Source organism: Bacteroides faecium (assembly GCF_012113595.1).
GTDB classification, from domain to species: Bacteria; Bacteroidota; Bacteroidia; order Bacteroidales; family Bacteroidaceae; genus Bacteroides; species Bacteroides faecium.
In genome coordinates this window covers 5,656,386-5,682,437 of record NZ_CP050831.1, presented here as the reverse complement: position 1 = coordinate 5,682,437, position 26,052 = coordinate 5,656,386, and the positions used below count along the sequence as shown (strand labels likewise).

The window sequence follows — 26,052 nt, the reverse complement described above, 5'->3', positions numbered from 1 at the left end:
GATGAGCATATGTGGATATTTTGTAAGGAGGCAATGTTTGAAATTTATAATTTAATAAATAGAAATGGTTATAGTTCGACTTTGGGGAGGAATTGGAAATCAATTATTCCAGTATGCTTTTGGTGAGTATTTACGTAATAAAACGTGCCATGATATTAAATATGATATATCATCATTTGGACGTTCTGATAAATTAAGAGGGCTTGGGCTTGCTCTGTTAAATCATAAGTTAGAGACTATTGATAATATACATATTTCTCATTATACAGGAATCTTAAATCGTTTATTCGTATTCTTGTTTAACATTCGTCCTAATCATAAATTTATTTCGGAGAATTGTTTTTCTGAAAGTATAATTACTTCATTAAAGGATAATGCAGTTTTATATTTGCAAGGCTATTGGCAGAAAGAACAATACGCACAATGGCTTATGGAAAATAAGAGTGAGTTGTTTGAACCTAAAGAAGCAATACCATTCAAAATACAATCTTATTTCCAAATAGCAAATGATACTCATTCTGTAGCTCTTCATGTGCGGAGAGGAGATTATTTTCAGTCTAAATATGCTACAACATTTGGAGTTTGTACAGTGGAATATTATCAGACAGCTTTAGAACTAATTTCAACTAAGATTGATAAGTTTCAATTACTCGTGTTTTCTGATGATCTAGAATGGGTAAAGGAAAATCTAAGATTACCTAAGGATAGTGTACTGGTTGAAAATTATGATATAGAACAATACTGGTATATTTATTTGATGTCAAAATGTAAACATAATATTATATCAAATAGCTCTTTTAGTTGGTGGGGAGCATTTCTAAATTCACATAAAAATAAAGTTGTTATTTCTCCTAAGAAATGGCTTAATACCAGTGATATCACCATTGCATTAGATTCTTGGATTAAAATTTAAAATAAAAATGAATATTTCTCATCTCAAAAAAACAATAAAGGAGACAAAACGTCTCGCGAGAACTTATACTGCTATTAGAAATAAGTATTTTAATATTTTCTATTCGGATGAAAGATATTTAAAATATCAATATAAAAAATTACATGGAATTTATCCAAATCTAGAGAATCCACAGAATTTTTCTGAAAAGTTAATATGGTTATTGTTAAATTATAGGGACGATAAAATTGTTTCATGTACTGATAAATATGAAGTTCGTGATTATTATCGGAAGAAGTTAGCTACAGAAGAATATTTGATACCTTGTGTTGATTGCTATAGCAACGTAGCAGATATAAATATTGATAACCTACCTAATAAGTTTGTGTTGAAAGCTACTCATGGTTCCGGTTGGAATTATTTGTGTATAGATAAGGATAAAATAAGTGCTGAAACATGGAAAATAGTGTTGGCTGACTGTCATTATTGGTTGACCCATAGGTTGTCGGATTATGGCAGAGAATGGAATTACAAATACATGAAACCTAGGATAATTTGTGAGAATTTTATAGGCGATGAAGAAGGTAACCCGCCTATGGATTATAAATTCTTTTGTTTTAATGGAGAACCTAAGATGATACAGTTGGATATAGACAGGTATAGTCATCATAAAAGAAATTTTTATGATGCAAACTGGAATTTATTTAATACTGTAGATATAAAGGATGTTGATGAAAATGACGGTAAGTATTATGAACGACCAGAAAAACTTGGTGAGATGTTGGATATTGCAAGAAAATTATCTCATGGATTTCCTCATGTTAGAGTCGATTTATTCTATGTTAATGGCAAAATTTATTGTGGAGAAATGACTTTCTTTCATAATGCTGGGCTAACTAATTTTAAACCAGATGAATTCCATGTAGAAATCGGTAATTGGCTTAGATTGCCTGAACCCAATGCTTCTGGTTGGAGCTATAAGAAAAGTGTTCAATGAATTTGTGCCCTTTAGTAACTATCGCTATCCCTTTCTATAATCCGGGAGAGTATTTAAAATATGCTGTTAAATCGGTACTAAGTCAGACCTATGCCAATTGGGAATTAATATTATTGAATGATGGGAGTACTGATAATTATAAAGACATTATATCTGAATTTGAGGATAAAAGGATCAGATTTATTAATGATGGATATCAGTTAGGATTGCCAGCTCGTTTGAATCAGCTTTCATTGATAGCACATGGAGAATATTATGCCCGTATGGATGCGGATGATATTATGCATCCTCAAAGAATAGAATTACAGGTTGAATTTCTTGTGAAACATCCTGAAATAGATGTAGTAGGTAGTAATGCTTATTATATAGATAAAGATAATTCAATTTTGGGAGTTTCAAAAGAACTCTATCAGCAACCGAAAACTATTGCAGATATATTGAATAGAGGGGCGTTTGTTCATCCTAGTATTTTAGGAAAAAAAGAATGGTTTATTAAACATCCGTATAATGAGAAATTGCTTAGAATGCAGGATTTGGCATTATGGATAAGTTCAGTTGGAGATTCTTACTTCTTTAATATGTCCGACAAGTTACTTTTTTATAGAGCAGTAGGAGTTCCTTCATTATCAAGATATTTAAAGACTCAAAAGTATTTTAGAGGTTATTTACGAACTGTTCGCAAGCGTGATTTTCACTACAGTACAATATATAAATTATATATGAGTTCATTGCTAAAGTCAGTCGTATATTCTTTTTTTTCTTTGATTGGTAGAAATGATCTTTTAATACGTAAACGATATTCCACATTGAATTCCGAAATATTAGCTGAAGCTAAGCTATGGCTACAACGAGCTGTAGAATAAATTAGACATATAGATTAAAACAAACTTTTTTTTGTAATGAAGATTCTATTAACAGGAGTTGCAGGCTTTATTGGGTCTAAAACTGCAGAATATTTACTTCAACGGGGCGATGAAGTTGTCGGACTGGATAATATCAATGATTATTATGACGTAAATTTGAAATATGCACGTTTAGAAAAAATCCTTGGTATTTCACGAGATAAAATAGATTGGTACACATTTGTGAAAAGTGATTTATACGAACGTTTCAGTTTCATTCGCATTAATCTCGAAGATAAACAAGCAATAAGGATGCTTTTTGCCAATGGCAGTTTTGATGTAGTAGTCAATTTGGCTGCCCAAGCTGGGGTTCGTTATTCAATAGAAAATCCGTATGCTTATGTAGAGAGCAATGTGGATGGATTCTTGAATATATTGGAGGGATGCCGCCATCATAATATAAAGCATTTTGTTTATGCCAGTTCGAGTAGTGTATATGGATTAAATGGAAAAGTTCCTTTCTCAGAAAAAGATAGTATTGCTCATCCGGTTAGTTTATATGCTGCGACTAAGAAGTCGAATGAGTTAATGGCACATACCTATAGCTATCTATATGGAATTCCATCTACTGGTCTTCGTTTTTTTACCGTCTATGGGCCTTGGGGACGTCCGGATATGTCGCCTTTTCTATTTGCGGATGCAATATCTCATGATAGAGCTATAAAGGTTTTTAATAATGGAGACATGCTTCGTGATTTTACATATATTGATGATATTGTGATGGGGGTATTAAAAGTAATTGATTCTATACCTCAACCGGATGCTTTATGGGATTCTGAAAATCCATCACCGGACTCTTCAACAGCCCCATATCAAATTTACAATATTGGCAACTCACAACCGGTGCGTTTGATGGATTTTATTCAGGCAATAGAGGTGGCAATAGGTAAAGAAGCGAAAAAGGTATATCTTCCTATGCAGCCAGGAGATGTTTATCAAACCTATGCGGATACTTCTAAATTAAAGAAAGATTTGGATTTCAAACCAAGTACGCTTTTGAGAGAAGGTATAAAAGAAACAATGGATTGGTATAAATCATTTTATAAGTTATAAGAATGAAAATAGCTATTGTAGGTACAGGATACGTAGGATTGGTTACAGGAACTTGTTTCTCTGAAATGGGAGTGAATGTTACCTGTGTAGATGTGGTAACCTCTAAAATAGAGAATTTGAATAAAGGAATCATCCCTATCTATGAACCGGGGCTGGAAGATATGATTCATCGAAATTATGATGCCGGACGTTTGAAGTTTACAACTTCTTTAGTTTCCTGTTTGGATGATGTAGAAGTAATTTTCAGTGCTGTTGGCACACCGCCCGATGAAGATGGAAGTGCGGATCTGCGCTATGTACTTGAAGTGGCTCGTACTATTGGACAAAACATGAATAAATATGTTTTGGTGGTTACGAAGAGTACAGTTCCAGTGGGGACAGCACAAAAAGTGAAGGCTGCTATTCAGGAGGAATTGGACAAACGTCATGTAAAAATAGAATTTGATGTTGCATCTAATCCGGAATTCTTGAAGGAAGGAGATGCCATAGATGATTTTATGAAACCGGATCGGGTAGTCGTTGGTATTGAATCAGATAGAGCAAAAAGCATAATGGAAAGGTTGTATAAACCTTTTATGATGAATAATTATCGTTTGATTTTTACGGATATTCCCTCTGCAGAAATGATAAAATATGCGGCAAATTCAATGTTAGCAACCCGGATCAGCTTTATGAATGACATCGCAAATTTGTGTGAATTGGTTGGTGCGGATGTGAACATGGTGCGGAAAGGAATCGGTTCAGATTCGAGAATTGGGAGTAAATTTCTATATCCGGGGTGTGGTTACGGTGGTTCGTGTTTTCCAAAGGACGTGAAAGCTTTAATCAAAACAGCAGAAAAGAATGGATATAATATGAGAGTTTTGGAAGCTGTAGAAAAAGTGAATGAACTTCAAAAAAATATTCTTTTTGATAAGGTGTCTACATTCTTTAATGGAGAACTCGTTGGAAAACGGGTCGCATTATGGGGATTGGCATTCAAACCGGAGACAGATGATATGCGTGAAGCTCCTGCATTAGTGCTGATTGATAAGCTAACATCTGCTGGTATAATCGTAAAAGTGTATGATCCGGTTGCTATGGATGAATGTAAACGCAGGGTTGGAGATCTAGTTGAATATGCTACAGATATGTATGATGCGGTACTTGATGTTGATGCGCTTTTGTTGATTACAGAATGGAAAGAATTTCGGGTACCCAGTTGGGGAGTATTGAAGAAGACTATGAAATATCCTTTAGTTATTGATGGTAGAAATATTTATGATAAAAAGGAACTTTCAGAATTAGGCTTTCATTATTCTTGTATTGGAAAATAAAAGAATGAAAATCTTACAAATCATAACTCTCTCAGAGCTTGGTGGAGCTCAATCCGTTGTCATCAATTTGGCAAATAATCTAAGTAGAGAGAATGAGGTTATCGTTGTTGCCGGAGAAGGGGATGGCAAGATGTGGCAAGCTTTGAATGAGAATATAGAAAAGGTTCATATTCAACACTTAAAGAGAGCATTATCACCAGTCTCTGATTTTTTAACTATACTCTCTTTTATAAGATTGTATTATAAATATAGGCCGGATATAATACACCTTCATTCTTCTAAAGTTGGGATTCTGGGACGCATCGTTTTTCCAAATAAGAAGACTGTTTATACAGTGCATGGCTTTGATTCCATTAGAATTGCTTATCGGAAGTATCTTCCGGTTGAGAAGTTCTTTCAAAAGAAATGTAAGGCAATTGTCGGGGTAAGCAATTATGATAGGCAAAATCTTTGGGATGAGGGGATTACAAATAATGTATATCGTGTCTTTAATGGGATTTATCAACCACAAGGAGATGTAACAATGAAAGTCGCACAGGGATATGCTAAAAAAATATTATGTATTGCCCGTGTCGCTAAGCCTAAAAGATTTGATTTATTTTTGGAAACAGCGAAAATGTTACCTCAATATGCTTTTATATGGATTGGCAATCAAGAAGAAATGGAGAATCTTCCTAAAAATGTCTTTTGTTTGGGTAATATTCCTAATGCGGGTATTTATAATAAAGAAATAGACCTTTTTATGCTTGCTTCCAATTACGAAGGATTGCCAATGGTCATACTCGAAGCAATGAGTTTCGGAAAACCTGTTGTAGCTTCACGAGTAGGTGGAATCAGTGAAGTGATAGAAAATGATGTAAATGGGTATACTGTTGATAATACAGCAGAAGCTTTTGCTGATAAAATTCAATACGTATTGGAAGATGATTATGTTTATAAACTTTTCTCGGCGAATACTCTACACCGATTTAATGAAAGTTTGACCGTAGATAAGATGGTTAAAGCATATATGGATATATATCAGTTGTAAGGCTTGCTAGACAATATTGATAGACTAACTAAGTTCTAATAGATACTTATCAAATTTACAATTTATAATTATTATGGGGTATAGTGAGGAATTCATTCCGGATGGAATGAATGCTTTTGAGCGTAATGTAAAGCGAATTGGGGACTGCATAATTGCAGCAGTTTTAATGGTTGTTTTTTCTCCGCTATTTTTAATTTGTTATATAGCTGTGAAACGGGAAGATGGTGGACCAGCCATATTCAAACAAGAACGTATTGGGCGTTTCGGCCGACCGTTTAATATCTATAAGTTTCGCAGTATGCGATTGGATGCAGAGTCGGCAGGGCCTAGACTTTATGCCGGAGGAAGAGACGGACGACTGACGGATATTGGAAAGTTTCTTCGTGAACATCATTTGGATGAACTGCCGCAGCTATGGAATGTTTTCTGTGGAGATATGGCTTTTATCGGGCCTCGTCCGGAACGGAAGTTTTATATTGACCAAATTATAAAGCACGATCCACGTTATCAATACTTGTATCAGATTCGACCGGGGGTAACTTCCTATGCTACCTTGTATAATGGCTATACAGATACAATGGATAAGATGCTGCGTCGTTTGCGGTACGATCTGTTCTATTTGCAACATCGTTCCTGGTGGTTTGATTTTAAGATATTAGTAAAGACTTTCTTGAACATCTGTTTTGGCAAGAAGTTTTAGATATATGGAATAATAAGAAAATAAAAGTGGTATAAAATATAATGTTGAGATGTAATTAAAACTAAGAGTGTTTGTATGTGAGATGAAAAAATGTAGGTCCCTAGCTTCATGCCGTAACAAGCATGATTCTCCTACATTGTAGATTAGAAATCGTACGACGGTACATTTCTAATTTACGCCCTGTCATCGGAGGTTAAAGCCGATGTGAATTTCCCACTATATCAACTGTCTGTGAAGATCGTTGATATATTATTCTATTTCTGTTTTGGCAAGAAGTTTTAGATATATGGAATAATAAGAAAATAAAAGTGGTATAAAATATAATGTTGAGATGTAATTAAAACTAAGAGTGTTTGTATGTGAGATGAAAAAATGTAGGTCCCTAGCTTCATGCTGTAACAAGCATGATTCTCCTACATTGTGAATTAGAAAGGTACGACGGTATATTTCTAATTCATGCCCTGTCATCGGAGGTTAAAGCCGATGTGAATTTCCCACTATATCAACTGTCTGTGAAGATCGTTGATATATTTTTTTACCCCTTGCTGTTTGGAATAATAATGAATGTATTCTTTGGCTGGTTGTCTGAAAATTTGTATCTTTATAGCTGTGAATCAAGCATAAAGAAATGATGGAACATCCTGATTTTATACTGAAATGTTATAATAAACAAGAGTTGGCTCAAATGTATTTTCCTGATTTATCCGTTCGGGCTTCGGTCAATAAATTGCGGCGCTGGATGCGGAAGTGCAAGCCGTTGATGGAAGAAATACTGGCTACTGATTTTCATCCGAAAACGAAGGCATTTTCTGTGAGAGAGGTACGGCTTATCACTTATTATTTAGGGAAGCCGGGGGACTTATGAAAAATGTTGTGTGTATGCTTGTTTATCAGAATAATAATGTTTTCCTTTGTAGAAAAAGATATATATAGATGAAAAAGGAAAATAAGCCAGACAAGGAGAAGTCTATTGCACGCGAGGAAGTAGTATATTATCAGCGCCGTATTGATAAAGGTGGAGTCACTCATACTATATCTCAAAAGACGTTGAATGAAGAATGTATGACTGTGGCGGAGTCTAAAGAATTACTCCTTAAAAAGATACATAATCATTTTCATAATTTATGAAAGTCTTTATAGATAAAGATGTTCATGCATCTATTGAAGATTTTTATGATATAGCTCTTTCTATACATCGTGCTTTGGATGAACAAACTGTGATTAATAAAGTAAACAGATTGTATGAGGCGATGGAAGCTTTGGGACATTATGCAAGAATATATCCTTTGGCCCGTTTAAAGAAAGAATGGATTGAAAAAGAATATAGAGAGTTTATTTGTGAAGATTTTCATTTTGCGTATCAGATTTATACATTGCCTGATGGACAAGAGATAGTGAGGATACACGACGCATGCCATAGTTTGATTTATCACGAATGATTTTATTACTATATAAAAAGATAACGGGAGATAGCAAAAATGCTGTCTCCCGTTACCTTTTCTATAAATCCGAATAAGTTTTTTGAGCATCAAAGCAAGGACACGCCTTATGAATAGATGCACTCAACTGATAATGCCCCAGGATTTTCGCTTCCGGATACTGGTGTTTGAGAATCGTCAGCAAGTCAAGCAGTGCGAAGCGTTGCGCCTGGTTTCTAGTATCTGCCGGACGTCCTTCCTCATCCAGTCCGCCTTCATAGCAAATTCCTAAACTATGCCGGTTGAATCCTCTCACGTGCGCACCCATTTCCGATACCGGGCGGCAATGGTGGATTTCTCCGTCCCGCATGATATAAAAATGATAACCGATATCCTTGAAGCCCCGTTGCAGATGGCATTGGCGAAGTTGCTCTACGGTGAAGGGAACATTGCAGCGCGTCGCGCTGCAATGAATCACCAACAATTTAATCTCGCGTGGGAGATAATTCTCTTCTGAATTTTCCATGTGTGTAGATAATCCGAATATTACTGTCCCACGCAGGACGTTACACCGATAGCCGAGATGATAGAAGTCGCGATAGTCACGATAAACTGGAGAATGTTTTTCCAAAGTTGCTTTTTCATAAGTCAATTAATTAAAAGTTATAAACTACAAACTACAAGCTGCAAATTTCAAATTACAAGTTAGCGGGAGTATAGTGCGGCCGCCGTTAAGCTGCCGGATCCGGAGTTTCTCCGTCGTTATCATCCCCGCCGCCGTCGGGAAGCGGTTCCTCTTTTCCCGAATCGTCTTTGGAATCACTTTTATACAGTGCATAATCCAACGTCTTGCACAACTTGCGAAGATCGCTTCCGGGGAAGAACAGCACCTTGCCTTTATCAATGCAGGAAGCCTTGAACTCCTTCTCCGTTGCGGTAGGAGTGGCGGTTTTGAGACTCATGCGGAAATTTCCCAAATCACCTACCTGGGCGATATTGCCTTCATTCAAGACATTGACGATTTCGAGCAGAAACTCACCGATACAACCTTCCAGTTCACCTTTAGAATAAGAAGAACGTTCGGAGATACGTTTGCAAACTTCCTTGACGGTCACCTTGCGACCGCTGCGCGCTACTGCATAATACTTGGGAGCTTCATCCGGTTTCAACAGGTTCTTGCGAGCCATGAGAGAATAATTCTGTGCCATAAAGATTAAAATTTTAAGTTGTTAATACTGAATTGTCTTGTAATCGATTACATGACAAAAGTACTACATCGGAGAAGCGGCATGATGCATAGTGACGCACACGGGCGTATAATAAAAAAGAAAAAACATTGGGATGTTTGTATCGAAACTTCCCAATGTTTGATTTCAATTACCGGCATGTTTTTTTCAAATCTCCCGATGTTTTCAAGCAGCCCTGAAAAGGACAAAAGGACAAAAAGACATATGTGGCTATTGGTTTTTCATCTTCATGTAGACCCCGTGGGATATCTTGCTGATTTTCACTCCGGTGAGCGATTTTAAAAGCCGCGTTATCTTGCGGTTGTTGAAATCGTATTTTGCGCCGGTCTGGATGGCTTCGTCCGTTGTGAAAGTATCCGGAAGTTCATTGATAAAATTACGGATATTGTTCGGATTCTTCAGCGGGCGGACAGAAGAAGCCGCCATGGACGAAAGTAATAGCCGGCTGTGCTCGTAGCAGCAGAGAACGACGTGAAGGGAACGTTCGAAATCGGTATCCGTACAATAGATATCGGTAGACACATCATTCGCTTCGAATTGGCGGATGCGGGTCTGGATCATGCTGATACGCATCACTAGAAAAGCGTAACGTTTCACTACTGCCTGAAGGTCATCGTTGCTTTCCAACACTACTTCGGATAGCATGCGTGAGAAAATAGCATTCAGCCGGTTCCATTGCGGACGGGTGAAATGGAAAAGCACCGGATGATTGAGGCAGAAAGTATACAAACCGGAGACACGATGTGCAACAGGCTGGAAGAAATCTTCCAGGGAGATGCCATCATCACCCATCTCTTTCCAATGGGGAATCTCACGGAAGGTATAAATGAGCATACGGCTTGGCAGACCTCTTTCCGGCTCGCCCAACAGAATGTCCACCTGTCCGGGAGTACCGGTCAGACACAAGGATAGCCTGGGATGATGAATGTGGATGGGAATCATACCGTTCGCCTTGTAAGAGGAGTCTATGTCTTCGTGTTCGAAAGCTTTGCGGAGCATATCGTCGAAATTGCCGCAATCCAGATGATTGGCGGTAGAGAGTGTTTGTGCTTCCGTGTCGAAGATGATGCTGCCTTGCTCCCCGTTGTCCTGCATTTGTATCTGCATACGGGTGTAGCTGGTGGTGGCGGGAATGAACAGTATTTTGAAAGGCGGTCTTTGAGGCTCTTCAGGACAGGCTTTTCCTTGTTTCCTGTTTTGCTGGCATTCTGCCTGCCAGTCACTATGTGCCGTTTGATAAGCTTTCTGCTGTTGTTCGCTGGTGGCGAGGATACGTGCATGTATCTCTTCCAGCAGATATCGTCCGATTTGTACGATACTTTTTCCGCTACCGGCAGGTGAATCTATGATGGAAAAAAGGTGCGTGGAATATTTCTTGTGATTATAGATTCCGAAAGTCTGTGGAAGCGCCGCACTGAGTGTTGTGAGGACGGCAAGGAGAGAGATATCCTGTTCGCGGTCGCTTTCGTCCTCGATGATGCAGGCGTCAAGAAGTTCAGGAAGATTTTTGTACACTTCCCGTGGAAATGTAGGCGTTGTTTTGCGGAATTCCTCACCTGCCCAGTAAGCGTCGTCTGCTTCGTCGGCGTTCTCAAAAGTACCATAGGTGCTTTTTGTCTTTTTGTCCTTTTGGCAAAGGGCATTATTTTCCGGTGCAGGGGCGGGCGTTTTTTCGTTTACTTGCTTGTAACCGTCTGATAATACGCTTTTCAGTTCTTCGGCAGGAAAGTCCGTGTGTTCGAAAAACGTGGTAAGCTCGCGTAATATGCTTTCCTGCGGATAGCGTCGGCGGCAGGCTTCACAAGCGAGTTTGAAGAGATGGGAATGGCGTCGTCCGGCAGTCAGAGGGTTAAGGAAAATGTAGGACGAAAGAAACTGCTTTATTTCTTCTTCCGACGCATCTTTCGTAGTGAAATCTTGAGTGGGAAAGGGTGGGAGAATTTCATTTTCCAAAGGAGAAGAAGAGTTCTTCTTGAAAGCGGGCTTTTCTCTGAAAGCGGGTGCTTCCTTGAAGGCGGGTGCTTCCATTACAAAGGACTGATAAAGGCTGGCGACATATCCGTTGGGCGAATAGGTAAAATAGCAAAGGCGGCTTTCATCTTTGCAGGCAGGGTCGCTTTCCAGTCCGAGCAGGCGGTTGTAGTATTGGCTCACCAGCAGTTGTCCTTCACGATGGCGGCCTTCGATACCTTCTACGTAGGCGAAGATTTTCACACCGTCGGTAGGACTTTCAAGGGCGGCTACTGTGTGGGGATCTGCTGCGCAACGTTGAATTACTTCCAGTCGATTGAGTACATGATCATAGTCTAATCCGACTATATTACTGTGTTGAAGAAAGTTCTTGATGGCGTGCGCCCCGTCGAATGTACCTGCCGGAGTGAAGCAGGGCAGTTGGCTTTTCAATTTCTGAGCGGCAGCCTGGTCACCTTCCGTGTGGTAACGGCGGATGGTGCTGATGACGGCGGCATAGACAGGATGGATGCACATAAATATGATTTCGAGGAAAGACATGACTTTTGGCTTTTTTGAATACACATTTTCATAAACCGATACTTTGATTTCTTCTAAAGCTTTCATATAAAATTGTTTTTTAAGAGTTGGCTGTCCGACTATCGGATAACGGGTGCAAAGGTAGGCAGACGAAATTTGGGATTACTTTCCTAAGTGGAAAGGGGTTGATAAACCAAATATAAACGAGAATATTATAAATTATTAATAATACGACAACATGGTAAAAGAAAAAGAGGAATCTTACGATTTCCTGGGCAATTTGGTAGTGAGTTTAATGAGTAAGGATAAATTGTTTACTAATAAGTTTTTCCAAGGTGAATTCTCTGTATCCGACAGGCTGCTGAGTGAGATGAAACGCGGTAAAGAGGAGTATATTTATCAGTATGTGCGGCTAATCCAGTGTATGCTGAAAAATCTGAATCTGAAGATTTTGATGGATGAGATATTGAAGCAGATAAAGGTGGCGTTGGCTTCCCACTGTGATTTGGTGATTGCTACAGTCCCGCATTGTTCACATGGAGCCGTCCGACCGGAAAAGTGGGAGGTGATAATGCAATGGGATGGCGTAATTTTGTGAAAGTGATATTCTCAATAGTTATTCTATCACATTTAGAGAAAGATATTAAATAAACAAAAGTTATTAGATTGTTTTTTTATATCTTTGCCATATAAAATATATGTTATGGTAGATTCTAACAATATATCTCCTGATTTTTTTGCTCTTTTGACTCCGGAAGAACAAAAAGAAAGGAAGCAACTAGAAGAACTTCAAGAGGAATTGTCTGTAGAAAATGATACGGAAGATGATAAGATAGTTATGGATAATCCTTTTAATCCGAAAGATATTGACATTAAAACAAAAACAATGTCTATGGATAATATCATAAAAAGATTGAAAGAGGATGAAATCGATTTATCTCCTGATTTTCAGAGAAATATGAATTTGTGGGATCCGGAGAAGCAAAGTCGTTTAATAGAATCACTTCTTATAAAATTTCCTCTTCCTGCATTCTATTTTGATGGTAGTGACGATAATAAGTGGTTAGTCGTAGATGGTTTACAACGCCTTAGTGCTTTAAAAAATTTTATTGTTGACCAAACATTGCGGTTGACGGGACTAGAATTTTTAGAAAAACTAAATGATTCAACTTTTTCTGAGTTACCTCGAACATTTCAAAGACAAATTGAAGAGGCTGAAATAATAGCTTATATAATTAATCCGGGAACTCCAGAGGATGTGAAGTTTAATATTTTTAAAAGGATTAATACTGGTGGATTAGTTTTGGAACCACAGGAGATTCGTCATGCTCTGAATCAAGGTATGCCTGCACGCTTTATTGCGGAGTTGGCAAATTTAGAAGAATTTAAAAGAGCAACAAGATATGTTATCTCTCCAGTTAGAATGCTGGATAGGGAATTTGTAACTAGATTTGTTTCATTTTATATAAATGATCCTAATGACTATAAACCTGATTTGGATACATTTATGACTAAATCAATGGGGCAAATAAAAAATCTATCTGAAAAGGAGCGGAACGAAATAAAGAGAAATTTTTCAGAAGCGATGAAATGTGTTATTACAGTTTTCGGGAAATGGGCATTCAGAAAAGTATATAAGATTGAGGAAAAACGTAGACCGATAAATAAAGCCTTATTTGAAGTTTGGAGTGTAATGTTGGCAAAATTAAATGATGAGCAACGCAATACAATTATGAATAAACGTGAGTTAGTATTCGAACGGTTTATTCATTTGATGAATACTGACACTTCCTTTGTAGATTCTATCACTTCTTCAACAGGAGATAAGAATCGTATAAAATATAGATTTGGTAAAATTGAAAACTTATTGATCGAATTGTTATGATAAAGAATATACATGTTCTAAATTTCAAATCCTTAAAAGACATACAGTATAGTCCTAAGAATTTGAACCTATTGATGGGGCTTAATGGTATGGGGAAGTCTTCATTCATACAAAGTTTATTGTTGCTTAGGCAAAATAAGGACACAAAGTTATCTCGTTTCTTTCTCAACGGTCCTTATACAGAGATAGGAAAAGGAAAAGATGCAATGTATCAGGATAACCAAGGAGATACAATTTTCTTTCAATGTGATATGGAAGAAGGTGCAGAAAGCTTGTCTTTGCGTTGTGAACTAAAATATCAACCGGAAAGCAACGCTCTTGACTCTAATTGTTCCTGGTCGGTTGACGAATTAAATAAATATAGTTTGTTTAATAATAACTTTCAATATTTAGAGGCTGATAGATCAGCGCCTGCGGCAGATTATAAAACCTCATATATTGATGTAGTAGAGCATAAACAAGTGGGGACACAAGGTGAGTATGCTGTACATTATTTAAATAAATATGGAAATGAAAAGATTGCTAATCCTCTTTTGTTTCATCCCCAAGCAAAATCTGATATATTATTGCATCAGATAGATGCTTGGTTAGGGGAAATAAGTCCTGGAGTTAAATTAAATATTACTGAAATTCAAGGAACTGATAAAGTTCTGTTAGATTATCAGTTTTCTAAAGGAACACAATTTTCCAATCGTTTTCGTCCTAAAAATGTAGGTTTTGGTATCTCCTATGTTCTTCCTGTTATTGTTGCATTGTTGAAAGCCAATAGAGATGAGGTCATCATTATAGAAAATCCAGAATCTCATATTCATCCCCATGGACAAGTTGAATTAGGAAAATTAATATCTTTAGCAGCGGCCACCGGTGCACAGATTTTTGTTGAAACGCATAGCGATCATATTGTTAATGGAGTTCGTGTAGCAGTAAAAGAAAAGCTAATAGAAAAAGAAATGGTTCGTATTGCATATTTCGATAAGATTACTACTGAAAGTGAGCAATATTCTAAAGTAGAAATTATACGAATAGATGAAAATGGAGAATTAAGTGATTATCCTAGAGATTTTATGGATGAGTGGACCAATCAATTACTTAAATTAATCTGAAATGGAGATAGTTTTTAATGAACAGTCGATTTATCCGTTAGCTGAAGATATGCCAGAGGTAATAAATAGAATTAGAGCCTTGGTTAAGACATACAAAGAAGCAGAAAAACATAATTTTAAAAGAATTCGATATCTTAATTCTTTTGATGAGATACTATTAACTAAGGATATTAGCTTAACTGACTTTTGTAATAGTAAACAGCCATATTTGAGAACACTTGGAGGAATTCTGTTAGGATTGGCATGTCATCCTTTCATAGATGATAATTCTGAAGAAGAGGAAAGATATATAAAAAATAAATTCTATTTGACTATTGACTCAAAAAAAACTATGGTATATGGTTTGGCAGCCGCTTATTTATATAATACTATTGGGATAAATTTGAACTCTTCGGATTATTGGAACAAATTGCTTTACAATTTGCAGATAGAAGGGGAAGAACAACAGGAAATGGACATCTTGTCTGTATGCTCTGAACAGGACTTTTCTTGTGAGGAGTTTATAAATTGGTCGGAAAATATAAAAGAGGTAGAATTAGTAGAATGTAAGATATTGGCTAGTGATAAAAAAATCCATTTAAGGGCAGATCATGGTTCTGATACTTTGGTACATTTTTCCAAGAAAATATGTCAAAGTCTTTATGTAAAAGAAGTGATAAATTCGCTTCCTTATAATAGCCATGCCGTTGATTTTATCCATAAAGTAACAGCTACAGGATTAATTGAAATTGTATTAACTAATACGGATAAAGGTTTAGGTATAGTAATACAGACTACAGGGAGGACATTAAAAGAAACTGAAAAGATTGCATGTTTATTGCAAGAAAAATATAGGAGTTAACTCCTGATATTATCTTTGAAAGTCACTAAAATAGAAATAAATATGAAAAAAGTAATTTGCAGTGAGAAAGCGCCCGGAGCTATCGGGCCTTACAGTCAGGCGATAGAAGCCAATGGAATGGTATTTGTGTCGGGTCAGTTACCTATTGATGCCGCTACGGGAGAGATGGCGGAAGGGATAGAAGCACAGGCACGCCAGTCGTTGGAGAATATGAAACACATTCTTGAAGAAGCAGGATTGACAATGGCAAACATTGTCAAAACTACTGTCTTTCTTCAGGATATGTCCCTGTTTGCTGGGATGAATGGTGTGTATGCCACCTATTTCGACGGAGCTTTCCCGGCACGCTCGGCGTTTGCCGTAAAAGCTCTGCCAAAGGATGCATTAGTGGAGATTGAGTGCATCGCGGTTCGTTAACAAATCTGCGACAATGAAACTGCTGCCTCCCACGAAGATAAGGTCTTTAGGGGGGCAGTTCTTTTTAGCAGCCTGCACGGCATCCACTACAGTAGGGTAGGATGTTCCTTTCAGTCCGGCTTTTTTTGCCAGTTCCATCAATTCATTTTCAGGTAACGCACGCTTCACGCTTGCTTTGGTGAAGTAGTAAGTGGCATCTTTCGGCAATACTTGCAGGACACCGCTGATATCCTTATCGTTGACCATGCCGAATACGATATGAATCTCTTGCCCGGATTCCCGGTGGATATAGTTAAGCTGCTCACTGATATATTTGATTCCGTCGACATTGTGTCCGGTGTCACAGATAATGTCGGGATAGCTGTGCACTTTCTGCCAGCGCCCCATCAGTCCGGTGAGCTTACATACGTTTGCAAAGCCGGTGTAGTAGTCTTGATGTCTGATGCGGTAGTTCTTCTGCCGGGTTAGTATCGTAAGAGCTGTCAGGATTGTGAGCGTGTTCTCGAATTGGCAGAGGCCGCTCAGTTCCGTATAAAGCCCGATAGGAAAGTCACGAGTGGCGATTCTAATACAATCTTTTCTTTTGTCGAGTATTTGGTCCATCGCACGCATACTGTCTTCCGGAGTTAGTATGAGCATCGTTTCCCGGAACGCGTTTGCCCTTTCTTCTTCTGACTGATTGTCGAGCAATTCAATCGTCTCATACATTTCCTGTATTGCGTCGTCCACTTTTATTCTCTCTTTTTGCAACTCCGGATAAGAAACCATCGCCATTTTGTAGAGCGGGTCAAATTCCTGCGCATATACGATGGGCGCATTCTTTTCTTTGGCTTTCATGGTGAACACACGTCTCACCGCTCCTTTGGCTCTACCGATAACGACCGGAACACCTTCTTTGATGATACCTGCCTTCTCTTTGGCAATCTTTGTCAGTGTGTCACCCAGGTATTGGGTGTGGTCAAGACCGATATTGGTGATGACGGACAAATCCGGATGGATGATGTTCGTGCAGTCCAGTCTCCCGCCCATACCTACTTCGATTACCGCCACGTCCACTTTCTGATCGGCAAAATAGCGGAACGCCATGGCAGTGGTCAGTTCAAAAAAAGAAGGGTGCAGCGGCTCGAAGAAAGCGCGGTGCTCTTCTACGAAATTGACTACATACTCTTCAGGTATCATCTCTCCATTAATGCGGATGCGTTCGCGGAAATCAATCAGGTGAGGGGAAGTGAATAATCCGACCCGGTAGCCGGCGCACTGCAATACTGCCGCGATAGTATGTGAGCAAGAACCTTTTCCGTTTGTTCCTGCGATATGTATCGTTTTGAATTGTTGATGAGGATGCCCGAAATGTTCGTCCAATTTGTGTGTTGTCTCTAACCCCGGCTTATATGCTTTGCTTCCTATTTGTTGAAACATAGGCACACTTTCATATAAGTACTTTAAAGTGTTCTGATAATCCATGTTTTATAAAATTTAACTCAAGGCAATCTTTATTGCCCGCTAATTTGTTTATCTTTAGAACCGTCAATCCTACGATATATGCGGGGTTGACGATTTGAGATTGCAAATATCAACATTTAAATCTAAGAAATCATGGGAACTAAGAAAAATTTTGTACTAGACACAAATGTTATTCTTCACGACAGTAATTGCTTGAAGAATTTCCAGGAAAATGATATCTATCTCCCTCTTGTCGTACTCGAAGAACTGGATAAGTTCAAGAAAGGGAACGAGCAGATTAATTTCAATGCCCGTGAGTTTGTACGCGAACTGGATGTGCTGACCAGCGACGAACTTTTCACTGACGGAGTGAAATTGGGCGAAGGCTTGGGACGTCTGTTCGTGGTGACCAGTAAGGTGGAAGCTACCAAAGTGTGGGACTCTTTCCCTATCAAGAAACCCGACCATCTGATTCTGGCGGCGACTGAGTATCTGACGACCAAATATCCGGATGTGAAGTGTATCCTGGTGACTAAGGATGTGAACCTGCGCATGAAAGCCCGTTCCATCGGCCTGCTTTGCGAAGATTATATCACGGATAAGGTAGCCAATGTGGATATCTTTGAAAAGTCTAATGAAATCTTTGAAAATGTAGACCCGGCATTGATCGACCGTATCTATTCTTCTAAAGAAGGTATCGACTTGAGCGAGTTTGACTTTAAAGACCTGATTCATCCTAATGAATGTTTCGTGTTGAAGAGCGACCGGAATAGTGTACTGGCACGTTACAATCCTTTCACTCATTCTATCTGCCGGGTGATGAAAGGCAAAAACTATGGAATCGAACCTCGTAACGCCGAACAGAGCTTTGCTTTTGAGATTCTGAACGACCCGAACATCAAACTGGTGGCACTGACCGGAAAGGCGGGGACAGGTAAGACATTGCTGGCTTTGGCAGCCGCTTTGGGCAAGTTGACTGACTATAAGCAGATTTTGCTGGCACGTCCTATTGTTGCTCTTTCTAACAAGGACATCGGTTTCCTGCCGGGAGATGCACAGGAAAAGGTTGCTCCTTATATGCAACCGTTGTTTGACAACCTGAATGTGATTAAGCGTCAGTTTGCCGCTAGTTCTACGGAAGTGAAGCGTATCGAAGATATGCAGAAAAGCGAGCAACTGGTGATTGAGGCACTGGCATTTATCCGTGGACGTAGCTTGAGCGAAATGTATTGCATTATCGACGAAGCGCAGAACCTGACTCCGAATGAAATAAAAACAATCATCACCCGTGCAGGCGAAGGTACGAAGATGGTGTTTACGGGGGATATTCAGCAGATTGACCAACCGTATCTGGATAGTCAGTCCAATGGCCTGGTATATATGATTGACCGCATGAAGGACCAGAATCTCTTTGCGCACGTCAACCTGTTGAAGGGTGAACGAAGCGAGTTGAGTGAGTTGGCTAGTAACTTGATGTAATAACGAAAAATAAAATAGGCACGGATTACACGGATTTCACGGTTTTTCCAATTATCTTAAACCGCGTAATCTGTGTAATCCGTGCCTGATTTTTGCCTTTTACTTTTTCTCTTATTCTTTCTTCCCGAAATATTTCAAGAATTGCGTACGTTCGAAGGTATTGATACCTTTCACATCCTTCGTATTCAGTTTGCCTTTGAACTGGGCAATGCTGTTGAAACCTTTTCGTGCCATCCATGCGGAGAGGAAGCGTGTCGCTTCTCCGATGAATGCGTTGGTGTTCAGGTAGACAGCGCTACATACTTCTACGGCCGATGCGCCGGCAAGAATCGCTTTTACTACTGATTCTGCATTGGCAACACCACCAGATGCCGCATAGTCGATTTTGTCTACTGCGGCCGACGCAATTCCAATCCAGCGAAGCGGAGTGGCGAGGTCGGAAGCATTGCTGAATACTTCACCGGAGATGTGCTCCAGTTTCTCGATATTGATGTCCGGCTGATAGAAACGGTTGAAGAGGACAACTGCTGCCGCACCGTTAGCGTAGAGCTGGTCGATCAGTGCTACGGGATTCGTCAGGTTGTCACCCAGTTTCATGATAACCGGAATACTGATTGTCTTTTTGATGTGGCGGAGAATATCAATGTGACGTTGCTCAAAAGAACCATACGCATATTGTACGTCCGACTGCAACGCAAGGATATTGATTTCCAATGCGTCGGCACCGGCTTCTTCGATTTGCTTGGCAAAGTCCACCCATTCGGAATCAGAGTAGCAGTTGATACTGGCAATGATAGGAATAGGACAAACCTTCTTGCTTTCCTTAATCAAACTCAGGTATTCGGACAACTTGTGTTCACGGATATACTCTTCCAGATAATCGCTGCCTTCAGCAGAGAAAGCCGGATCACGCAGTTGTTCTGCTTCCAGCATAATCTGTTCTTCGAACAGTGATTTCAGGACGATAGCGCCGGCACCTTCTTCGGCCAGCTTTTTATTTTTGCCGACACTGTTGGTCAGTCCCGAGCTACTGATAATGATAGGGTTTCTGAGAGAAAGCCCTGCGAAAGTAGTTTTTAAATCGGTCATGGTCATAATGATTGGTTAAATATTATAATTGCGTTCTCCGAAAATCTTGCTTCCCACCCGTACCAAGGTACTTCCTGCGGCAATTGCTTCGTGATAGTCGTGTGACATTCCCATCGACAACTCCCGGAAATCATCCGAGCCGGCGAACCAAGTTTCTTTGAGCTCATTAAAGAGCCTATCAAGTAAACAGAATTCCCGGTTGATTTGTTCAATATTATCGGTGTTGCTAGCCATTCCCATCAACCCGCAGATGCGCACGTGGGTCAGTTCTTTCCATTCTCCGGCGTTCAGCATCTCCTTGCATTCTGCAGGGCTGAAACCGAATTTTGTCTCTTCCTGCGCTACGTGTATCTGTAACAGGCAGTTTACGGCGCGTCCTGCTTTGACAGCTTGCTTGTTGACTTCTGTCAGTAATTTGTAAGTGTCAATTCCATGTATCATAGCTACGTATGGTATCATGTACTTGATTTTGTTACTTTGCAGGTGTCCGATAAAATGCCATTCGATGTCTTTGGGCAAACTTTCGTATTTAGCTGTCATTTCCTGCACTTTGCTTTCTCCAAAAATACGCTGTCCCGCCTGATATGCTTCTTCTATCGCTTCATTGGGATGGAACTTTGAGACAGCAACCAGCCGGACTCCTTGGGGGAGTTCGGCCAGCACTTGCTTTAAATTGTCAGCAATACTCATTGTCACTTATGCTTTTGACGGATCAAACTCCGGTTTGTCATTCGGGCCGGCACTGTATGGATAAACGTCCATTAACGGCGTCTCGGACACCATGCCGATTTGATAATCCGCCATTGTTCCCTTCATGCCTTCGTCCAGTTTCTTCACTGCGTCACGCAAGTCGGCAGCCTGTACCAATACTTGTGTGGAAGTCTTTTTCTCCGCACCGCTTTTTTCATCCAGCGTGATGAAAATAAGTTTGCATTTGAACCAGCGGTCGGCACTTTCTTCGTCGCTGGGAAAAAGTTCGCTATAATTGGCACGTTTGATGTCAGAAACGGTAAACTCTCCGGTCATAAACGGAGTCATTTCTTCGATGATGCGTGCTTCGGCTTCTGTAAAGCTAAGCGCGTCAACGAGATAAGGTTCGGTTACTTTTTTTTGCATTCCGTTCTCCATTACTTTCTCATAACGGATTTTACATTCAAACCATGTATGCATTGCCATAATTTTCTTCCTTTTAAATTAATTGATTTATGTAAATTGCCTACAAAGATAAACAAAATACCAAAGTAAGTGCCGAAAGCTTTTTATTTTCTTTTATGCAGATTTTTTAGTTCAAATGAAAGCATGATGCGGAAAAGTCCGATAATGAGGAAAGTAAAAGAAATCATGTACACTGCGTAGAGTGCTCCGACGGCAGGTTGCCACAATATCAATAGCGAGCAGAGGATGGCGAGGATACCGAAAGCCATATACCAGCCCCAGTCGCGGGTTCCGTAACGTTTCAGGTCGATGGAATAGCCGGTAGAGGAGAAGCCGCGGAACATCAGCCAGAAGGCTATGATGAACGGAATAACTTCCATGCTGACTAGCGGATAGGCAACCAGGTAGATACCCAGGACGAGGTCAATCAATCCGCCTACGACATACCATCCCCAACTGGGTACACCTTTCTTATTACTAAGGGCAAAGATGATTTCCAGGATACCGCTTATCAGCATGGATACGCTGAAAACGATGCTGAGAGCTACATAACTGCTCAAGGGGGAGAACATGAGCCAAAGGGCTACAATAACATATACAATACCTAAAAGAAGGGAAGTCCACCAGTTTTTTACCGAGTGTTGAATCTCATTAAATACAGTTTCCATACATTTTATTTTTTAAGTTGATTACTAGGGTGATTTCGTTGTGGAATAACAAACTGCATTTAGAAATGTTTCTCCGTGAACATTTTTTTGGTAATAGTTGTTTTCTATATAAAGTAAATTTTAAATATAAAAGCATTATGGCAACAACAAATTTCAAAGGACAACCGGTGAAACTGATCGGTGAATTTATACAAGTAGGTAAAGTCGCTCCTGACTTCGAATTGGTAAAAACAGATTTATCTTCTTTCTCTCTGAAAGACTTGAATGGTAAAAATGTGATTTTGAATATTTTCCCGAGTCTGGATACAAGCGTATGCGCTACGTCTGTACGTAAGTTTAATAAGATGGCTGCCGGCATGAAGGATACAGTCGTATTGGCTATCTCTAAAGACCTTCCGTTTGCACACGCTCGTTTCTGTACGACCGAAGGCATCGAGAACGTGGTTCCATTGTCGGATTTCCGCTTCTCTGATTTTGATGAAAGTTACGGTGTACGTATGGCGGACGGCCCATTGGCGGGACTTTTGGCACGTGCGGTAGTCGTAATCGGTAAAGATGGTAAAGTGGCTTATACGGAGCTTGTTCCTGAAATTACACAGGAGCCTGACTATGACAAGGCACTCGCAGCGATAAAATAATATAAGTATTAAGTATAAAATAATAATTGCGGCTGACAAGTGATTGCGGCTGATACTTATCTAAAGATTTTGACCTAATGAGAACTGGTAATGAGTTTGGTATTTCGCCAGACTTATGTTCTTGTTAGGTTGTGTTTTTTTCTACACTAAACCTCGACTATCATGAACAAAATGAAAACTCTATTCATCGCCCTGTTATGTACGGGCGCTGGAACTCTTTCGGCGCAGACTGCCGATAGTACACAAACTTCTCCCTGGACAAAAGAAGGGTTTGCCGGACTGAAACTGACACAGGTCAGTCTCACCAATTGGGCTGCCGGTGGTGACAACTCCGTTGCTTTTGACTTGCAAGGTACTTATCAGATTAATTATAAGAAAGGAAAGCATTTGTGGAACAATCGTATCGAATTGGCCTATGGATTGAATAAGACCGGCGATCAAGGTACAAGAAAGGCAAATGATAAAATCTATCTGAATACGAATTATGGTTATTCCATTGCCAAGAACTGGTATGCCAGCGCATTCGCCACTTTTCAGACCCAGTTCTCTCCGGGATATGACTATTCGGTCAATAAGGATGTTTCTATCTCCGAATTTATGTCTCCGGGTTATCTGACTACGGGTTTGGGATTCACGTATGATCCGGGCAAGATATTTACGGTCGTATTGTCTCCTGCTTCCTGGCGTGGCACATTTGTCCTGAATGACCGTCTCTCTGACGAAGGAGCTTACGGAGTTGATCCCGGCAAGCACTTGCTGTCCAGTTTCGGAGCGAACCTGAAAGGGGAAGTGAAATATGAATTCTTGAAAAATATGACTGTATATTCACGTCTGGACTTATATTCCGATTATTTGCATAAACCTCTGAATATAGATGTCAACTGGGAAGTGCAAGTGAATATGATTATCAATAAGTGGTTCTCAACTACATTGACCACTAACCTGATGTATGATGATGATGTGAAGATTACGCAAAAGGACGGTACGAAAGGTGCACGCGTACAGTTCAAGGAAATATTGGGAGTGGGAGTACAATTCAACTTCTAAAATTAAAGAGAAGATTCAGGCACGGATTTCACGGATTACACGGTTTTAATAAAATATATCATTAAACAACCGCGTTAATCCGTGAAATCCGTGCCTAAAATATATTACTTCTTCTTCATCCCCTTATAAATGAGGAATGCAACGACAAATACGGCGATGGCAATAAAGACATAGCCTATTTCGTGGCTGTATTCCGTCACTTTAGCTATAAGCTGTGCTTCGCTTTCGATGCCGGGAACTTTAGCCAGGTGGTAACCGATAATAGCTAAGATAGTATTCCATAATCCGGCTCCCAAAGTGGTATATATCAGGAATGTATGCAATTTCATCTGAGCCAGTCCGGCAGGAATTGAAATCAATTGGCGGACAGCGGGAATCAAACGGCCGATAAAGGTGGACAATGCGCCGTGTTTGTCGAAATAAATTTCGGCATTGCGTACTTTCTCTTCATCAATCAGGCACATATGACCGATACGGCTATTGGCAAATTTGTAGATGATGGGACGTCCCAGCCATTTAGCCAGGTAATAGTTGATTAACGCTCCGATATTTGCCCCGATAGTAGCGAATAAAACTACCAGATAAATATTAAGCTCGTCGTTGACTGCAGCTTTGTAGGCTGCCGGCGGGATGACCACTTCCGAAGGGAAAGGTATAAAAGAACTTTCGATGGTCATTAATAAGGTGATAGTCCAATAATTTAAATGATCCAGACACCACTGGATAAAAGCTACTGATTCCATGTTTTTTAGGGATAGAGTTTATTTAATTGATTGATTATTTTCCTTTCTTTTTATTCTCTTTTTTCATGCGCTTCAATACCTCCTTGAGTGTCTTTTCATCTTCCTCCCTATGATTGGGACTGGCAAGCAAGTCCTCGATGACGTCCAATCCGAGCGGGCTCTTACATTCACTGTTGTATTTGAAGAAATTTTCTATTTCGTTGCTCATGAGACAGAGAACACTTAGCTTTTCCGTCACTAATTCATACTTCGGGTCGAGCTTGTAGGCCATCTCGTAGTATTCTTTCGCTTCATACAGATAGTCGTTTTCCGAATAGGTGGAAGCAACCATATAACACATTTCCACACCGGGATTAAGTTCTATAGCCTGTTGGAAAGCTTCGGATGCCAGGTCTTCCATTTCTTCCGCCAGATATACTTTTCCGTCCGTCAGGTAGATAAGTCCTTCGTCGGGGCCTAGCTTCTTGGCTTTGTCGCAGAGCTGATGCGCTTCTTCATATCTTTGCAGATGGGAGAGGGCAAAGGCTTTACTGGTATATGTGTCTATCAACAATATAGAGTCTCTGTCTCCTTCCTTTTCAAAGCAGTCGATTACCTTTGTATAATAATCGTCGGCTTTCTGCCAATCTTCTTTATTGGCGTAGGACAATCCCATGAACATATAGCCCAGTTCGGGGGGGATTGACTTGTAATTAATAGCCTTCCCGTAATTCTCGATGGCTTCATCCGAATTGTTCAGATAGAAAAAACTATGTGCCTTGTAGGCATAGGCTTCTCCGTAATTTTCGTCGGCTGCCAGTGCGAAATCACAAGCTTCGATGGTCTTGTCTACATTCTCTTCGATAAAGTGGCATTTTGCCAGTCCCATCCAGTAGGATGCATTGTAAGGAGCTTTGTCAATCAGTTTGTTGTAAGCTTCGATTGCGACTTCCGTCTGGTGAGTGGCGAATAGATAATCAGCGGTAAGAGCCAGGTAATCCTGTTCGTCGGCATATCGTGATTTTCCTCTTTCCAGCCATTCTTTGGCATTTTCAGGATAACCCAAATCCAGGAAAAGATATACAATATCGGTGATGGTGACAAGGTCGTCGGCATCTTCTATTGAGTTCAGAAGCTCCTGGGCTTCTTCCAGTTTCCCTTCGTTCAGCAGTAGTTCGGCTTTCAGCATCTTCACGTCAGGTTCGTATTCTTCGGTGATGGCGGCGGCTACTGTCTTTGCTTTTTGCAGTTTTTGGGTGTCCAGGTAAAGATAAGCCTGTTCTATCAGCAAGTCTGTGCTTCCGGGGTGCAGATGAAGTCCGTAACTGATGACTTCCTGCGCTTCGGCAAATTTTCGTTCGGTGGCATACCAGTCGGCAATGTCAGCCAGTTGATCTCCGTCCAGGTAGATTTGTCGATCCTCGGCTTTGGCAGCTTCGTAGTTTGTGATTAGCTCGACTAGTTCTTTTTTTGCGGACGGTGAATTTTTTCTACCCATTTTTATTTTATCGTTTTTTTGA

General features: G+C 39.8%; 29 protein-coding genes. 18 read left to right on the top strand and 11 right to left on the bottom strand.

Translation table 11 applies throughout. The features are described 5' to 3' along the window. Positions 1-64 precede the first annotated feature (64 nt). The 10 genes from BacF7301_RS21395 (at position 65) to BacF7301_RS21350 (ending at position 8,329) form a co-directional block, all read left to right on the top strand. Positions 65-913 carry an alpha-1,2-fucosyltransferase gene (locus BacF7301_RS21395; RefSeq protein WP_167966030.1) on the top strand — a complete coding sequence of 283 codons (849 nt, stop codon included), beginning with the start codon at positions 65-67 and terminating at the stop codon, positions 911-913. A gap of 7 nt (positions 914-920) precedes the next feature. Beyond that, positions 921-1,889: an ATP-grasp fold amidoligase family protein gene (locus BacF7301_RS21390; RefSeq protein WP_167966028.1), complete on the top strand. Its 969-nt coding sequence runs from the start codon at positions 921-923 to the stop codon at positions 1,887-1,889. After that, positions 1,886-2,752, top strand: a complete 867-nt coding sequence (locus BacF7301_RS21385; RefSeq protein WP_167966026.1) for a glycosyltransferase family 2 protein — start codon at positions 1,886-1,888, stop codon at positions 2,750-2,752. Before BacF7301_RS21390 ends, BacF7301_RS21385 begins: the two co-directional genes overlap by 4 nt. Positions 2,753-2,788: 36 nt before the next feature. Beyond that, positions 2,789-3,844, top strand: a complete 1,056-nt coding sequence (locus tag BacF7301_RS21380; protein ID WP_167966025.1) for an NAD-dependent epimerase — start codon at positions 2,789-2,791, stop codon at positions 3,842-3,844. Positions 3,845-3,846: 2 nt separating this feature from the next. Next, a complete protein-coding gene (locus BacF7301_RS21375) occupies positions 3,847-5,160 on the top strand; it encodes a UDP-glucose dehydrogenase family protein (RefSeq protein WP_167966024.1) in 1,314 nt (437 codons plus the stop codon). A 4-nt stretch (positions 5,161-5,164) separates the two neighbouring features. Further along, the gene (locus BacF7301_RS21370) at positions 5,165-6,190 is read left to right on the top strand and encodes a glycosyltransferase (protein WP_167966023.1); all 1,026 of its coding nucleotides are present in this window, start codon (positions 5,165-5,167) and stop codon (positions 6,188-6,190) included. A gap of 73 nt (positions 6,191-6,263) precedes the next feature. Next, the gene (locus BacF7301_RS21365) at positions 6,264-6,890 is read left to right on the top strand and encodes a sugar transferase (protein ID WP_167966022.1); all 627 of its coding nucleotides are present in this window, start codon (positions 6,264-6,266) and stop codon (positions 6,888-6,890) included. A 631-nt stretch (positions 6,891-7,521) separates the two neighbouring features. Next, positions 7,522-7,755, top strand: coding sequence for a DUF4248 domain-containing protein (locus BacF7301_RS21360; RefSeq protein ID WP_167967273.1), 234 nt, complete (start codon positions 7,522-7,524; stop codon positions 7,753-7,755). Positions 7,756-7,823: 68 nt separating this feature from the next. Next, positions 7,824-8,018 (top strand): hypothetical protein, encoded by a 195-nt coding sequence (locus BacF7301_RS21355; RefSeq protein ID WP_167966021.1) that lies wholly within the window; start codon positions 7,824-7,826, stop codon positions 8,016-8,018. Further along, positions 8,015-8,329 carry a hypothetical protein gene (locus tag BacF7301_RS21350; RefSeq protein ID WP_167966020.1) on the top strand — a complete coding sequence of 105 codons (315 nt, stop codon included), beginning with the start codon at positions 8,015-8,017 and terminating at the stop codon, positions 8,327-8,329. The genes BacF7301_RS21355 and BacF7301_RS21350 overlap by 4 nt, the downstream gene beginning before the upstream one ends. Positions 8,330-8,390: 61 nt before the next feature. Here BacF7301_RS21350 and BacF7301_RS21345 read toward each other — a convergent pair whose 3' ends face one another. From BacF7301_RS21345 to BacF7301_RS21330, 4 genes are all read right to left on the bottom strand, one after another. Further along, the gene (locus BacF7301_RS21345) at positions 8,391-8,834 is read right to left on the bottom strand and encodes an N-acetylmuramoyl-L-alanine amidase (protein ID WP_167966019.1); all 444 of its coding nucleotides are present in this window, start codon (positions 8,832-8,834) and stop codon (positions 8,391-8,393) included. Positions 8,835-8,854: 20 nt separating this feature from the next. Further along, positions 8,855-8,953: a smalltalk protein gene (locus BacF7301_RS21340; protein ID WP_156149973.1), complete on the bottom strand. Its 99-nt coding sequence runs from the start codon at positions 8,951-8,953 to the stop codon at positions 8,855-8,857. Between the two features lie 86 nt (positions 8,954-9,039). Continuing rightward, complete coding sequence (locus BacF7301_RS21335) at positions 9,040-9,516, bottom strand: HU family DNA-binding protein (RefSeq protein WP_167966018.1); 477 nt, start codon at positions 9,514-9,516, stop codon at positions 9,040-9,042. Between the two features lie 249 nt (positions 9,517-9,765). Beyond that, positions 9,766-12,132 (bottom strand): DUF3987 domain-containing protein, encoded by a 2,367-nt coding sequence (locus tag BacF7301_RS21330; protein ID WP_167966017.1) that lies wholly within the window; start codon positions 12,130-12,132, stop codon positions 9,766-9,768. 151 nt (positions 12,133-12,283) lie between these two features. On the opposite strand from BacF7301_RS21330, the gene BacF7301_RS21325 reads away from it, so the two are divergent. The 5 genes from BacF7301_RS21325 (at position 12,284) to BacF7301_RS21305 (ending at position 16,291) form a co-directional block, all read left to right on the top strand. Then, a complete protein-coding gene (locus tag BacF7301_RS21325; RefSeq protein ID WP_167966015.1) occupies positions 12,284-12,643 on the top strand; it encodes a hypothetical protein in 360 nt (119 codons plus the stop codon). A gap of 105 nt (positions 12,644-12,748) precedes the next feature. Continuing rightward, positions 12,749-13,930 (top strand): DUF262 domain-containing protein, encoded by a 1,182-nt coding sequence (locus BacF7301_RS21320; protein ID WP_167966013.1) that lies wholly within the window; start codon positions 12,749-12,751, stop codon positions 13,928-13,930. Then, positions 13,927-15,033, top strand: a complete 1,107-nt coding sequence (locus BacF7301_RS21315; protein ID WP_167966011.1) for an AAA family ATPase — start codon at positions 13,927-13,929, stop codon at positions 15,031-15,033. Before BacF7301_RS21320 ends, BacF7301_RS21315 begins: the two co-directional genes overlap by 4 nt. A gap of 1 nt (position 15,034) precedes the next feature. After that, entirely contained in the window at positions 15,035-15,874 is an 840-nt protein-coding gene (locus tag BacF7301_RS21310) for a hypothetical protein (protein ID WP_167966009.1), read from the top strand. Between the two features lie 42 nt (positions 15,875-15,916). Beyond that, the gene (locus tag BacF7301_RS21305; RefSeq protein WP_022137846.1) at positions 15,917-16,291 is read left to right on the top strand and encodes a RidA family protein; all 375 of its coding nucleotides are present in this window, start codon (positions 15,917-15,919) and stop codon (positions 16,289-16,291) included. On the opposite strand, the gene BacF7301_RS21300 is transcribed toward BacF7301_RS21305, so the two are convergent. Then, a complete protein-coding gene (locus BacF7301_RS21300; protein WP_167966007.1) occupies positions 16,259-17,755 on the bottom strand; it encodes a bifunctional folylpolyglutamate synthase/dihydrofolate synthase in 1,497 nt (498 codons plus the stop codon). The two genes, BacF7301_RS21305 and BacF7301_RS21300, sit on opposite strands and share 33 nt — an antisense overlap. Before the next feature lie 132 nt (positions 17,756-17,887). Between BacF7301_RS21300 and BacF7301_RS21295 the strand changes: the two genes are divergently transcribed. After that, entirely contained in the window at positions 17,888-19,213 is a 1,326-nt protein-coding gene (locus BacF7301_RS21295) for a PhoH family protein (protein ID WP_167966005.1), read from the top strand. 111 nt (positions 19,214-19,324) lie between these two features. Here BacF7301_RS21295 and BacF7301_RS21290 read toward each other — a convergent pair whose 3' ends face one another. The 4 genes from BacF7301_RS21290 to BacF7301_RS21275 all read right to left on the bottom strand — a co-directional run bounded on the left by BacF7301_RS21290 (position 19,325) and on the right by BacF7301_RS21275 (position 22,125). Next, positions 19,325-20,302, bottom strand: a complete 978-nt coding sequence (locus tag BacF7301_RS21290) for a dihydroorotate dehydrogenase-like protein (RefSeq protein WP_167966003.1) — start codon at positions 20,300-20,302, stop codon at positions 19,325-19,327. Between the two features lie 15 nt (positions 20,303-20,317). Further along, positions 20,318-20,992 (bottom strand): YggS family pyridoxal phosphate-dependent enzyme, encoded by a 675-nt coding sequence (locus tag BacF7301_RS21285; RefSeq protein WP_167966001.1) that lies wholly within the window; start codon positions 20,990-20,992, stop codon positions 20,318-20,320. A gap of 6 nt (positions 20,993-20,998) precedes the next feature. Then, complete coding sequence (locus BacF7301_RS21280; protein ID WP_167965999.1) at positions 20,999-21,478, bottom strand: DUF4494 domain-containing protein; 480 nt, start codon at positions 21,476-21,478, stop codon at positions 20,999-21,001. Positions 21,479-21,561: 83 nt separating this feature from the next. Then, on the bottom strand, positions 21,562-22,125 hold the full coding sequence (locus BacF7301_RS21275; protein WP_167965997.1) for an HdeD family acid-resistance protein: 564 nt from the start codon (positions 22,123-22,125) through the stop codon (positions 21,562-21,564). A gap of 137 nt (positions 22,126-22,262) precedes the next feature. On the opposite strand from BacF7301_RS21275, the gene tpx reads away from it, so the two are divergent. After that, positions 22,263-22,763, top strand: a complete 501-nt coding sequence (gene tpx, locus BacF7301_RS21270) for a thiol peroxidase (protein WP_022137852.1) — start codon at positions 22,263-22,265, stop codon at positions 22,761-22,763. A 162-nt stretch (positions 22,764-22,925) separates the two neighbouring features. Then, positions 22,926-23,810, top strand: coding sequence for a DUF3078 domain-containing protein (locus BacF7301_RS21265; RefSeq protein WP_167965995.1), 885 nt, complete (start codon positions 22,926-22,928; stop codon positions 23,808-23,810). Between the two features lie 104 nt (positions 23,811-23,914). On the opposite strand, the gene BacF7301_RS21260 is transcribed toward BacF7301_RS21265, so the two are convergent. Further along, positions 23,915-24,553, bottom strand: a complete 639-nt coding sequence (locus BacF7301_RS21260; RefSeq protein WP_167965993.1) for a DedA family protein — start codon at positions 24,551-24,553, stop codon at positions 23,915-23,917. Between the two features lie 34 nt (positions 24,554-24,587). Continuing rightward, positions 24,588-26,030, bottom strand: coding sequence for a tetratricopeptide repeat protein (locus BacF7301_RS21255; RefSeq protein WP_167965991.1), 1,443 nt, complete (start codon positions 26,028-26,030; stop codon positions 24,588-24,590). Positions 26,031-26,052 lie beyond the last annotated feature (22 nt).